The organism is Vibrio sp. MM46 (assembly GCF_027587135.1).
Taxonomy (GTDB): domain Bacteria; phylum Pseudomonadota; class Gammaproteobacteria; order Enterobacterales; family Vibrionaceae; genus Vibrio; species Vibrio harveyi.
Map to the genome: position 1 here is coordinate 322,470 of NZ_JAPPTO010000001.1, position 13,000 is coordinate 335,469.

The window sequence follows — 13,000 nt, forward strand, 5'->3', positions numbered from 1 at the left end:
TGAACTAAGCCTCAGCTTTTTGTTCCACTTGTTGATTTTTGCGTTTCAAGGCACCGAGTAAGATCCACTCGCCAATTAATATCGTGGTGATGACGCCGATTAATACCGGAGCTGTGTAGTTCCAATCGGCAACGGTTAGGTCAAGTGCTTCTGGGAAGATGAAAAGCACCACCGCTTGTAAAATCACGAAGAAGCACACAATGGACATCACAAACTGCAACCCCATGCCGCCAGGGACTTTAAATGGGCGTTCGCGTTCACCATCTACCAAGCGCAGTTTCAGATAAGCAGGGAACATAAACAGATAAGGCAATAAGAAAATGCAGCTTGAAAAGGCAAAGATGGACCAAAACAAGTCGTCATTACCTTGAGCAAATAGGGCGTAAGACAAGATCACCACGGTAGAAACCGTGCCAGTAATATTGTTTGCACCTACTGGAGAGCCTTTATCCGATACCTTTGCAACAACTGCCGGTAGTTCGCCTTCTTGCGCTGCTTCTGCGGCGGCACGGCTTGCGCCCATTGTCCAACTCACCATGTTGCCGATGAGCGTTAATAGAGCGCAGACACCAAAGAAATACACCATGGCATTGCCCAGCGAACCATCACCAAACAGGGTTTTGAAGGTATCGATTAAGCCTGCAACCAAGCCGATGCTCTCAACAGGTAACGCCATCAGAATGCCAATGGTGCCGAAGATGTAGAGGAATGCAGTGATACCAATAGAAAGGAATACGGCTTTTGGCATATCGCGTACGTCTTTCATCTCTTTGGTCATAGTTGCAACCAATTCGAATCCCATTAGGTTGAATACAATGGCAGGAAGAAATGCCACTGCTGAATCAAGCGTAGGAACCATTGCTGCAAGCGTGAATTCATTCGCCACGCCGTGTTTCATCGCATAGATAAAACCGCCTACACCCAATGTGCCAATCACCAAGATTTTTAGAATTGCACCGATGTTGGTGACCCAAACCCCAATGTCTGCTGAGACGTTACAGATCCAAACGGTAAGCCATGTGAGCGCAATACAAATCGCAATTTGTCCCCACAATGAAAGGCCGGGCATAAACAGCTCGGCGAACATACCTGCGAACATGATGTATACCGCTGGCATCCAGAGACCGACGTTGATCCAATAGAACCAAGTGGTACGAACTGCCCATTTAAAATTGAACGCCTCTTTTACCCAGTCATAAATACCGCCGTCACCAGGGTAGGTAGTGCTTAGTTCCGAGGTGATGAATCCATAGGGAATGACAAAAAAGATCAGCATTACAACCCACCACCCGATTGAGCTGACCCCTATACTGGCGGATGCCGTGAGTGTGTCGACCACAAGTACTGCACATAAAGTAAATAGTGCAATACTCATGACCCCCATTTTTCCTTGAGTTTCGTTGCTCATTGTTTCGCTCCTTAACTACCGAATATGGCAATTATTAAAAGTGAAATTTATGTAACGAACCTTGATGTGAATTTAATATCGGCTTTGGAGAGGTTAATTGCGTTGTAAATTAAAAGAAGTTAGGCATTTTTAGGGAAAAAAAACGTAATTATCGAAATACTTGTTCTTGATCAATTTATGAAATTCAGATTTTTCTTACTTAGCTAAGCACAAAAATATATACGAGATCACATATCGAGTTTCAGTGCGCTAGTAATAATGAGTTCGTGATATCAATAAGGTTTTCTAAGCCAAAATTTGGATAGGAATCGAATTGTGATTTTTATCTCCAATCCTTTGCTGTGAATTCAATACAGTGAATTGAGTCTATTCTGACGTCACTTATTTGGAGATTTAGATATGTCAAAACCTATTATTGTTGTAGCTGTTGGGGGTAATGCTCTATTGCAACGTGGAGAGGTGATGAGTTGTGAAAACCAACAGAAAAGTATCGCGCAAACCGCGACCTCATTGGCTGAGCTGAGTAAAAACTACCGTTTAGTCATTGTGCATGGCAATGGCCCTCAAGTCGGTCTGCTTTCTTTGCAAAATAACGCTTACAAAGATTGTCCTCCTTATCCTTTCGATGTTCTTGGAGCAGAGACGCAAGGCATGATTGGGTATTTGATTCAACAAGGTCTTAATGCTGCGATTGAAGACCGCTATACCACGACAATACTGACGCGAATTGTCGTCGATGAAAACGATCCTGCCGTTGCTGACCCTTCTAAGTTCATTGGTCCAGTTTATACCGAGGAGCAAGCGAAACAACTTGCTGAGGCAAATCATTGGGTTGTGAAACCTGATGGCTCGCATTGGCGCCGTGTCGTCCCTTCTCCTAAACCACAAGAGATTTTAGAAATCAAAGCAATCAAAGACTTACTTGAGAAAGAACACCTGATTATTTGTGGTGGCGGTGGGGGTGCTCCAGTGATCGAAAAAGACGGGGCATATGTCGGTTTTGAAGCGGTTATTGATAAGGACATGACAGCCGCATTAATTGCAGAACAAATTGGGGCGGAGCATTTACTGATTCTGACTGATGGCACCCACGTTTGTCTTAACTGGGGAACACCACAAGAGCAAAAGCTAGAGAATGTGACTATTGAGCAAATGAAGCAATATTCTTTCCCAGCAGGATCGATGGGACCGAAAGTCGATGCATGCTGCCAGTTTGTTGAAAAAACAGGACAAAGTGGTCATATTGGCGATTTATCTTTTGCGTTAGAAATCATTGAAGGGAAGTCTGGTACACATATACAGCCATAATATGCAAATACGTTAATTCACAAATCAATAAGGTCGCATGTCAAAGTTACGGTCGCTTTTGGCGGACATTGATAGTGTGACCTTATATATTAGGTTTCAATTAAAATTTGGAAGGACAACATCACGATGCGAAAAGTTAGTACGGAAACAAAATTGTTGAAAATTAACAAAGCAGTTGTCCGCTTGATGGAAAGGCGAGAAGCGACAGATATTTCGATGTACGACGTTGCTAAAGAGTGCGGAATGGCAACTTCAACGGTTTATCATCATTATCCGAATATAGAAAACTTATTTCATAGCTTATTGGAGAATGTTTTTGTCGATTTTGACTTACTATTAAAGCAATGTATTGATGAAGAACAAGTTCTACATTGGACCGATATTAATCGAATGATAGAAACCGCTTATGTGAATTATTACAATAACAATCCAATTGCCAAAAAGTTGATATTGGGACGCCACACGTTTGCAGAGTTAGGTCATGCAGATACAGAGCATGATCTTGAGTTAGGACATCAAGTTGAGATGATTTATCGCCAGTTCTTCGATATTCCTCAGCTACCTCAACCGATTAATATTTTTGCTATATCCCTGCAAGTTGCCGACAAAATCTATTCTCTCTCTTACCGCAAATATGGCTACATCACCCCAGAACTGGCAAAAGAAGCCCTTCGCCTGTCTGAGTCCTATCTTCAACTCTACATCCCCCCAATTTGTCAGAAGGTCAATTTTCATTCGGCGTAAGTTGGTTAGCTCTTGTGAATTAGCATATTTAACAAGTTTCATTCTGATTCGTCTTAGTTTGATACAAGCGATATATGGTCAGTAAGTTGGTGATGATAAATGTACTCTCGACCAATGAACCACCGATAGAGCCAAGCCAAATATTGTGGCTTACCCAGCAGAAGGAATTAAACAAAATTAAGCTACGTAGAGTGATGCCTTGTTTGGAAAAGAGTGCCCAAGTGGCGACGGACGACCCTATTACTGTAAGTAGCTCAAAAAAGTGGGTGATGTTTGGTAGGGTCATCAGCCACATAAGAGCAATGAAGAACCACATCACTTTGCGTGATTGGGTTTTGATTGAGGCGAAACTGCGAATGCCATTAATGATCACGCCAATGGCAGCGACGGTTGCGCCCATTAGGGTAAAGTGAATACCCATGATGAAACAAAACGCCATCATCTGATAGCGAAAGCGCATGTCGTCTTTCTGCCAGAATGCCATCACGCCAACCATAAACGCGATGCCACCAATGCCTTGTGCTAACCAGTTTTCCATTTATTTCCCTAGAGTGTTGTTCTTTGAGTTACTTCCATTAAGTGAGTAAACGAATGAGCATCCTTCAAAGTTGCCGCCCTTATAGAGTTTGATTCACTCTGTGAGTCGATCCTGAATCACGCTCGTGCCTCGCTTTTCAGGATGACGAATAGGGAGATATTTGTCATATCGTCATTCCGACGAGCCTAGGCGAGATCAGGAATCTACTTATCGCGATAACCCAATCAATTGAGCCATGCTTTGAATGAATCAGCCCTCCACAAAGGGAGGGCTGGGCACTTTATCTAAATCGCTAAGGGGTTACCCAAGAGCCTTGAGATTACTTACCAATCATTACTCATTCACAAGCGCTACTGCTTCGCGAGTTAGGCGAGCAAGCTCTTCCCAGTTGCCCGCTTCGATCAGTTTCTTATCTACCATCCACGTACCGCCACATGCTAATACGCGTGGGATAGCTAAGTAATCTTTGATGTTCGCAGGGTTAATGCCACCAGTAGGCATCAGTTCGATGTCGGTGTATGGCGCAAGCAGTGATTTCACCATGTTGATACCGCCAGAGGCTTCGGCAGGGAAGAACTTCAAGGTGGTTAATCCCATTTCCAGTGCGGCTTCAACTGTGCTTGGGTTGTTCACACCCGGTACGATATCAATCCCGATTTCTTGGCACGCTTTAACGGTATTTGGGTTAAAGCCAGGCGATACGATAAAGGTTGCGCCTGCTTCTTTTGCTGCAATTGCTTGCTCGCGGTTCAGCACCGTACCTGCACCAATCAGCATGTCTGGCTGGGTTTCACGCAATAGGCGAATCGCTTCTGCAGCCGCTGCTGAACGGAAGGTGATTTCAGCAGCTGGTAGTCCGTTTTCTGCCAGTACTTTACCCAGTGGGATAATGTCTTCTGCTTTATCTATGGCGATAACAGGGATGACTTTCAGAGCTTTCAATTGTTCTTTAATACTAGACATGAGTGTTCCTTAAACGACGCCAAGCGCCGGTTGTGTGAATGCTTTGGGAATGATGGCACCGCGATGTTGAATCACAGCACCTGCCAGTGCGTTACCTCTTTGACATGAGGTCGCGAGATCGGCGCCAGCAAGGTATGCTGATAAAAAGCCACCATTGAATGAGTCGCCCGCCGATGTGGTGTCCACCACTTGAGCGACAGGTTGGGTTGGCACGGCTTGTGGAGCCAAAGCCGCGCTCGAACCCTGATTTGTTGAGTCTTGAACTAAGCAGCCATCTGCGCCGAGCTTGACGATGCATTTGCCCACGCCAAGAGAGGTAAGGCGTTCAATGGTTTGCTCTGGTGTTTCGTCACCCCAGATCAATTGCTCATCATCAAAAGTCACCAAGGCAACGTCCGTCAGTTGATACATGGCTTGGTAAACGTTTTTGACGGTTTGATTATTGTCTTGAGGCCATAGTGCTGAGCGGAAGTTACTATCAAACGCGATTTCAACACCTTGGGCTTTAAGTTCGACCAATAAGTTGAGCAGTGAAATTCGGTCTTCTTCTGGCAAGATGGCTAAAGAGATACCGCTGAGAAACACCGCATCCACTTGAGTTAATGCTTGCTTAACCAGGCCAAAGTTAGGATGTTGAAGTAAGTAACGTGCTGCTGATTGATTGCGCCAATATAGAAACGTACGCTCGCCTTGGTCATCAAGCTGAATCAAATACAAACCCGGCGTGCGAATCTCATCGCGCAGCACTAAGTCTGTTGAGATGCCTTCGTCTTCCCAGCGAGTCAGCATGCCTGTACTGATCGGATCATTGCCAAGCGCCGTAACGTAAGAGATTTTAACTTCATCAGGTTTGCTATTGGCTTCGCAGCCGCGGCTCAAATAAACCGCAGCGTTGAGCGTATCCCCACCAAATGTTTGATGCATTGAGCCGAACGGTTTGCCATTCAGCTCAATCATACATTCACCAATAATGGCGATGTGCTTCATTGGTTACGCCCTCTCTTCAAAGTAGCGTTTTGCGTTACCAAAACAGATGTCTTCGACCATAGGACCAAGCAACGATAGGTCATTTGGAACTTCGCCGTTCTCTGCCCAACGACCGACCATGTCACACAAGATGCGACGGAAGTATTCGTGACGAGTGTAAGACAAGAAGCTGCGCGAGTCCGTTAACATGCCGACGAATTGGCTGAGCAAACCAAGTTGAGAAAGCTGTTCCATTTGGCGTTGCATGCCGTCTTTCTGATCGTTGAACCACCAACCTGAGCCAAACTGCACTTTGCCCGAGATGCCGCCACCTTGGAAGTTACCAATCATGGTCGCCATCATTTCGTTATCACGAGGGTTCAAACAGTAAAGAATGGTACGAGGCAGTTCGTTGGTTTGGTCCATTTCATCCAGTAGATGTGCCAGTTCAAAAGCAAATGGGCGATCGCCAATCGAGTCAAATCCAGCGTCGGCACCTAACAGTTGGAACATGCGTGTGCTGTTGTTGCGCTGCGCGCCAATATGAAGCTGCATTACCCAACCCAATTGTGCGTAGCGTTTGCCGAGCCAAACTTGAACTGCGGTAGAGAATTGCGCACATTCAAGCTCTGACAATACTTCGCCACTCAAACGACGGACAAGCAACGCATCTAAATCAGCTTCGCTTGGAATTGGCGCGTAACGGACGATCTCAATGCCGTGGTCTGCCGCACGACAGCCATGTGCATCGAAGTGTGCCAAACGTTTATCAAGCGCACTCAATAAATCATCAAAGCGGCGAATTTCAATGTCTGCTACTTCGCCCAGTTTGTGCATGTAATCCGCAAACATGTCCAATTCAATCTTGAACGCTTTATCTGGACGCCAACTCGGCAGCACTTTGACGTTAAAGGTGCCGTCTTCTGCGATCGCTTTGTGGTGTTCTAGTGAATCAATAGGATCATCGGTTGTGCCCGCCATTACGACGTTCATTTGCTGCATGATGCCGCGAGCTGTGAACTCAGGTGTCGCAAGCAGCTCATTACATTGATGCCAAATTTGGTCAGCGGTGTCTGGGCTAAACAGCGTATTGGTAATGCCGAATGGGCGACGCAGTTCTAAGTGCGTCCAGTGGTAAAGCGGGTTGCCCAAGGTTTGAGGAACCGTCTTCGCCCACGCCATGTATTTGTCGTAATCGCTCGCATCACCCGTAATCAAACGCTCTTCAATGCCTGCCGAGCGCATACCACGCCATTTGTAGTGATCGCCTTCAAGCCAGATTTGACCCAAGTTATCGAACTGACGATTTTGCGCCACTTCCGCTGGGTTTAGGTGGCAGTGGTAATCATAAATTGGCTGGTGGAACGCATGCTCATGGTACAAGCGGCGTGCAGTTTCGTTTGAGAGTAAAAAGTCTTCACACAAGAAATTCTTCATCGTTAACTCCTATTACAACGCAGCGACAGTGGCACGAGCACCGTTATCGATTAGAGATTGGTAAGCACTGCTCACCGCATCAATCACTTGTGGGTTTTGACCAAGCTCTGCAGGGAAGATGGCTTCAACAGCGAGCAACGCAGGCACAACAGAAACGTTCAAGCTGTGTTGGTCGCAGATCTGACGTAGTGTCTCTGCCATTGGATCGCGAACATCAATGTCGTTGCCTTGCTCATCCACGCCGGATACGTAGCGCATCCAACCTGCAATTGCTGTTGCCAACCAAGAGAAGTTAGAACCTTGAGCAAGATGGAATCGTAAGCTGCCGCCCATACGTTGTGGGATCTTCTGGCTGCCATCCATCGCGATTTGCCATGTTTTGTGTTTCAAGCTTGGGTTAGTGAAGCGCTCGATAAGCAGCTTGGCGTAGCCTTCTAAATCGGTGCCTTCTGGCATGGTCAGCGAAGGGGCTTGCGCTTGCATCATCATGTCGAATGCCGCTTTGCGGTAGCCTTCATCTGTCATGGTGTCAGAGATGTGCGCGTAACCGCCAAGGTAACCTAGGTAGGCTAGGAACGAGTGGCTACCATTTAGCATGCGCAGCTTCATTTCTTCGTAAGGCACAACGTCGGCAACAAATTCTGCGCCAGCCACGTTCCAATCCGGGCGACCTGCCACGAAGTTATCCTCGATAACCCATTGGCGGAATGGTTCACAAGCGATGCCACACGGGTCTTCACAGCCAAGTAGCTCAGCGATTTCGGTCAGTGTCTCTTCGGTTGCTGCTGGCACAATGCGGTCAACCATGGTGCAAGGGAAGGTAACGTTGGTTTCAATCCAGTCACACAATTCTGGGTCGAGCAGTTGAGCGAACTCAAGTACCGCTGCTTTTGCTACGTGACCGTTCTCTTGCACGTTATCGCAAGACATCACGGTAAATGGCGTCAGACCGCGTTCACGGCGCATCTTCAGTGCTTGCACGATGTAACCCAATGCTGATTTTGGCTCAGTTGGGTTGGCAAGGTCAGCAATGACTAGCGGATTGTTTTTATCAAGCGTGCCCGTCGCTGGGTCAGCGCAGTAGCCTTTCTCGGTAATCGTCATTGAAACGATCGCCACTTGTGGCTCTGTCATTTTTTCTAACACCGCTTGAATGCTGTCGAGGCTTGGGTGGAGTGATTCGGTCACTGATCCAATCACTTTTACCTCTGTCGATCCTGCGCCTTTCTCTGCCACTGTATAGAGGTGGTCTTGTGCGCGCAGCGATTGAATTAACTCTTCACCACCAAATAGGTTGATTTCGCAAATGCCCCAATCCGAGCCTGTTTTGCTTAGCATTTCATTGGTGAATAGAGCTTGGTGCGCTCGGTGGAATGCACCAAAACCAAGGTGAACAATACGGCTTTTAAGCGTTGAGCGGTCGTAGTCCGGAAGCAGAACGTGGTCATTCAGAGTGGAATTCGAAATAGTCTTCATTTTGGTATCCCTTTTCCCGCAGGCGAACCTGCGGGATGGTTTATTTTAATCATTCGAATCTAGAGATCGTAACTCTAGAGCTTGTCACTAAGCGCTTAGTAGCCAAGAACAAGGTTAGGCAAGAACAGGCTTAGTTCAGGAATAAAGGTCACTGCCATTAGTGCCGCAATCAGTGCAACGTAGAATGGAAGTAGAGGCTTAATCACTTTGTCGATGGCAACGTTCGCCACAGAACAACCGATGAACAACGCGCTACCTACTGGTGGGGTACAGATACCGATAGCCAAGTTGAACGTCATCATGATGCCGAAGTGCACTGGGTCGATGCCCATATCCAGCGCGATTGGTAGGAAAATTGGCGTAAAGATCAGTACCGCTGGTGTCATATCCATGAAGATACCAACAATCAGCAGAATGATGTTGATGATCAGAAGAATCATCAGTGGGTTATCTGAAATAGCCAGTAGAGCGTCTGCGATCATGTAAGGAATATCAGCGTTTGCCATTGCCCAAGACATACCCATAGATGCGCCAACCAACAGCAATACGATAGAGGTGGTGACTGCAGATTCTAGGATGATCTTAGGAAGGTCTCGCCATTTCACTTCACGGTAAATCAGTACTGCAAGGGCGAAGGTGTACACCACCGCGATAGCTGAGGCTTCTGTTGCGGTGAAGATACCGCCGATAATGCCACCCATGATGATCACAATCAGTGCCAGAGATGGCGCTGCTTTTAAGAACGTATCCCAAACCATTGCAAGAGAAGGGCGTGCTGCGATTGGGTAACCACGACGTTTCGCAATAATGCCTGCCACTACCATGATGCTCAGACCCATCAAGATGCCAGGAATGTAACCCGCTAGGAACAATGCTGCGATAGACGTACCACCAGACACTAATGAGAACACGATCAGTGTGTTACTTGGTGGGATCAACAAACCAGAAGGACAAGACGTAATGTTTACTGCGGCAGAGAAGTTTTCATCGTAACCGTCTTTCTTTTGCAGTGGAGACATAGTACCGCCAACCGCTGCAGCAGACGCAACCGCTGAGCCAGAAATAGAGCCAAACATCATGTTCGCCATCACGTTTACGTGTGCTAGAGAACCAGGAAGACGGCCACCTAAAACTTTAGCAAAGTTAATCAGGCGAAGTGCGATACCGCCTTGGTTCATGATGTTGCCCGCCAAGATAAAGAACGGGATTGCCAATAGGGCGAAGTTATCAAGACCCGCCGCCATACGCTGCGCCACAACGGCGATAGCAGGCTCTAACGGTAAGCTCATTAAAATGGTCGCTAACGACGACAAGCCGATAGCAAAAGAGACCGGTACACCAATCGCAAGCAGGACTGCGAAGCTACCGAATAGGGTAAGAATTAATTGCCATTCCATTGTGGAACCCTCTATTGATCAAGTTGGGTGTCGGTGAGTAGGGCTTCACCAGACGTCAATTGTTTGATGCGGTCAAAAGCAAATACCGCCGAGTAGAAGATCATCAGTGCGCCACTAATTGGAAGGCAGAAGTAGATGTAGCCCATTTCCAAGCCTAGTGCTGGCGTTAACTGACCCGTAGCCAGTGTTTTCATCGCCAGTTGAGTACCGCCGTGAACCAATACCACGTAAGAGAACAGGGCAATGGCAATTTGGATGACGATTTCATTGATGAGTTTGCGTTTGCCTTGCAGCTTCATTGTCAGCAAGTCGATAGCAAGGTGACGTTTCAGACCAGTGGTGTATGCGGCACCAATAAGGGCTACCCACATAAAGAGATAACGAGCAAGTTCATCGGTCACGGTACTTGGTCTACCAATAACGTAACGAGATAGCACTTGCCAGACCACGCAAAAAACGAGGAAGGTCGACAGAGAGATGGTAAAGGCGGCCAACCCTCTATTTATGTATTTGACCAATTTATTCATTTTAGTTTCCTTTCAGTAAATACGCGTATCTCATAACAATTGGTTTACCAATGTAAGAATGTGTTTCTGTGTAGGGCAGTAACATACGCTAATCTTTCTGGTCGGATTATAAGTTAGCCGATTTGGTTGTCACGTGAGCAGGTTCACAAATGGATTGGTTGACCAATTTAAGGGTTCTTATTGTGATTTTGGTCAATCAATTTGCTTTTTTGTTTTGACGATAGGTTTTTCGATCGCCAATAATGACCTCGAAACAAGAAATACCGTGAAAAATTAAAACTACCCTACATATTGGACAACCAATCCAAGGAGAATAGAACAATGATGACGCGTAAGACTCTTTTAAGCGCTGTAGTAGGTGCTGCAATGACCTTCGGCGCCACTGCTTCTGCTCATGCTGCGACCACTTTGAAGCTAAGTCACAACCACCCTCGTGACCATGCAGTACATAAAGCAATGGACTTTATGGCAAAAGAAGTTCGTGAAATGACAGACGGTGAAGTTCGTATCCGTATCTACCCTGATGCGCAGCTAGGCACTCAGCGTGAATCGATGGAGCTAATGCAAAACGGTGCTCTGGATATGGTGAAGAGTAACGCGGCAGAATTGGAAGCTTTCTCCCCAGCTTATGCGGCATTCAACATGCCTTACTTGTTCCGCGATAAAGACCACTACTACAAAGTGACCGACGGTGAAGTAGGTCGTGAAATCCTGAATTCTTCAGCAGACAGCGGCTTTATTGGTGTGACTTACTACGATGCTGGTGCTCGTAGCTTTTACACCAACAAGCCAATCAATACGCCTGAAGATCTAAAAGGTCTGAAAGTGCGTGTACAGCCGAGCCCATCTGCGATTGCGATGGTAAAAGCGTTAGGTGGTAACCCAACACCATTGGCATACGGTGAGCTATACACAGCATTACAACAAGGCGTGGTGGATGCTGCGGAAAACAACATCCCATCATTTAGCTTGAGCCGTCACAGTGAGGTATCGAAATACTTCAGCCTAGACGAGCACACAATGGTGCCAGACGTATTGGTTATTTCGACTAAAACGTACGACAAGCTAACACCTGAGCAGCAAAAAGCACTGATGAAAGCAGCAGCAGACTCTTCTGAATACATGAAGAAATTGTGGGCTGAGTCAGAAGCAAAAGAGCGTACAAAAGCTGAAAAGATGGGCGTAACTTTTGTTGAACCAAATAAAGCAGCATTCGTTGAAGCGGTTCAACCAATGTACGCGGACTTAGAAAAGACAAATCCTGAATTAAATGAACTGGTTGAGAAGATCAAAGCAGTTAAGTAATTCACAAAGTAATTAGTAATAAACAATCGAAAACAAGGTGTTACCACATTCTGGTACATAGAGGTTGACCAATTGTTATTGGTCGTTATGATGGCGTGAGAAGTTAGATGGAATATAGTGATAATATCATCATGATGCCTTTTGAACCGAAAAGACCGTATCAAGAGATCGGTTTAGTCCTTAGACAAGAACTTATCAATGGCCGTTACGTGGTCGGAGATAGGCTGCCGCCTGAGCGCGATATCGCAGAACGTCTCGACGTTAGCCGCACAGTAGTGCGTGAAGCGATCATCATGCTGGAGCTGGAAAACCTTGTCGAAGTGAAGAAAGGTTCTGGGGTGTATGTTATCAATATTCCATCTCAACCGAACTCCCGTGAGAACGTGATCAGCGATGATGCCGGTCCGTTTGAAATGCTCCAAGCTCGCCAGTTACTTGAAAGTAACATTGCGGAATTTGCAGCGATGCAAGTAACGCCAGGCGACATCGTGAAAATGCGTGCAGCCCTTGAGTTAGAACGAGAAGAACTCGCCAGCGGTACCGCAGATTGTAACGGTGATGAGAAGTTTCATATGTGCATTGCAGAGGCAACTCAAAACTCTGTGCTGGTGGACATGCTGAAGCAATCTTGGGAGCGACGTGAGAGCAGCCCAATGTGGAATAAACTTCATTCTCACATTGCTGGTCAAGACTACCGTGAAGAGTGGTTAGACGATCACGCCAAAATCCTTGCCGCATTGCAGCGTAAAGATCCAATCGCTGCAAAAAATGCCATGTGGCAACACCTTGAAAACGTTAAACAGCGCCTGTTGGAGCTGTCTGACATCGATGACCCGAATTTTGATGGTTACTTATTCAGTTCCAACCCTGTTGTTCTGCAGGGCGCTGAAAACGGTTAACCACATTGCCGGCTTCGGTCGGCTCTAGTCAG

General features: G+C 46.5%; 12 protein-coding genes. 4 read left to right on the forward strand and 8 right to left on the reverse strand.

The genetic code is table 11. The features are described from left to right. Nucleotides 1–4 precede the first annotated feature (4 nt). Complete coding sequence (locus tag OH459_RS01445) at nucleotides 5–1,408, reverse strand: APC family permease (RefSeq protein WP_005449948.1); 1,404 nt, start codon at nucleotides 1,406–1,408, stop codon at nucleotides 5–7. A 399-nt stretch (nucleotides 1,409–1,807) separates the two neighbouring features. Here OH459_RS01445 and arcC point away from each other — a divergent pair, with 399 nt between their 5' ends. Continuing rightward, nucleotides 1,808–2,716 carry a carbamate kinase gene (gene arcC / locus OH459_RS01450; RefSeq protein ID WP_005449950.1) on the forward strand — a complete coding sequence of 303 codons (909 nt, stop codon included), beginning with the start codon at nucleotides 1,808–1,810 and terminating at the stop codon, nucleotides 2,714–2,716. 126 nt (nucleotides 2,717–2,842) lie between these two features. Next, nucleotides 2,843–3,460 (forward strand): TetR/AcrR family transcriptional regulator, encoded by a 618-nt coding sequence (locus OH459_RS01455; protein ID WP_029788392.1) that lies wholly within the window; start codon nucleotides 2,843–2,845, stop codon nucleotides 3,458–3,460. A gap of 28 nt (nucleotides 3,461–3,488) precedes the next feature. Here the strand turns inward: OH459_RS01455 and OH459_RS01460 are convergent, their stop codons facing one another. From OH459_RS01460 to OH459_RS01490, 7 genes are all read right to left on the reverse strand, one after another. Further along, entirely contained in the window at nucleotides 3,489–3,998 is a 510-nt protein-coding gene (locus OH459_RS01460; protein WP_101905708.1) for a YgjV family protein, read from the reverse strand. A 333-nt stretch (nucleotides 3,999–4,331) separates the two neighbouring features. Next, nucleotides 4,332–4,961 (reverse strand): bifunctional 4-hydroxy-2-oxoglutarate aldolase/2-dehydro-3-deoxy-phosphogluconate aldolase, encoded by a 630-nt coding sequence (locus OH459_RS01465; protein WP_005429019.1) that lies wholly within the window; start codon nucleotides 4,959–4,961, stop codon nucleotides 4,332–4,334. A 9-nt stretch (nucleotides 4,962–4,970) separates the two neighbouring features. Then, entirely contained in the window at nucleotides 4,971–5,948 is a 978-nt protein-coding gene (locus OH459_RS01470; protein WP_047514685.1) for a sugar kinase, read from the reverse strand. Nucleotides 5,949–5,951: 3 nt separating this feature from the next. Beyond that, nucleotides 5,952–7,364, reverse strand: coding sequence for a glucuronate isomerase (uxaC, locus tag OH459_RS01475; RefSeq protein WP_269984798.1), 1,413 nt, complete (start codon nucleotides 7,362–7,364; stop codon nucleotides 5,952–5,954). 12 nt (nucleotides 7,365–7,376) lie between these two features. Next, nucleotides 7,377–8,840, reverse strand: a complete 1,464-nt coding sequence (locus OH459_RS01480; RefSeq protein ID WP_269984800.1) for a mannitol dehydrogenase family protein — start codon at nucleotides 8,838–8,840, stop codon at nucleotides 7,377–7,379. A gap of 95 nt (nucleotides 8,841–8,935) precedes the next feature. Next, the gene (locus tag OH459_RS01485) at nucleotides 8,936–10,237 is read right to left on the reverse strand and encodes a TRAP transporter large permease (RefSeq protein ID WP_005449959.1); all 1,302 of its coding nucleotides are present in this window, start codon (nucleotides 10,235–10,237) and stop codon (nucleotides 8,936–8,938) included. An 11-nt stretch (nucleotides 10,238–10,248) separates the two neighbouring features. After that, nucleotides 10,249–10,764: a TRAP transporter small permease gene (locus tag OH459_RS01490; RefSeq protein WP_005449960.1), complete on the reverse strand. Its 516-nt coding sequence runs from the start codon at nucleotides 10,762–10,764 to the stop codon at nucleotides 10,249–10,251. 321 nt (nucleotides 10,765–11,085) lie between these two features. Here OH459_RS01490 and OH459_RS01495 point away from each other — a divergent pair, with 321 nt between their 5' ends. Together OH459_RS01495 and OH459_RS01500 are read left to right on the forward strand one after the other, a co-directional pair. Continuing rightward, entirely contained in the window at nucleotides 11,086–12,069 is a 984-nt protein-coding gene (locus OH459_RS01495) for a TRAP transporter substrate-binding protein (protein WP_269984806.1), read from the forward strand. 107 nt (nucleotides 12,070–12,176) lie between these two features. Further along, entirely contained in the window at nucleotides 12,177–12,968 is a 792-nt protein-coding gene (locus tag OH459_RS01500) for an FCD domain-containing protein (protein WP_005449971.1), read from the forward strand. Nucleotides 12,969–13,000 lie beyond the last annotated feature (32 nt).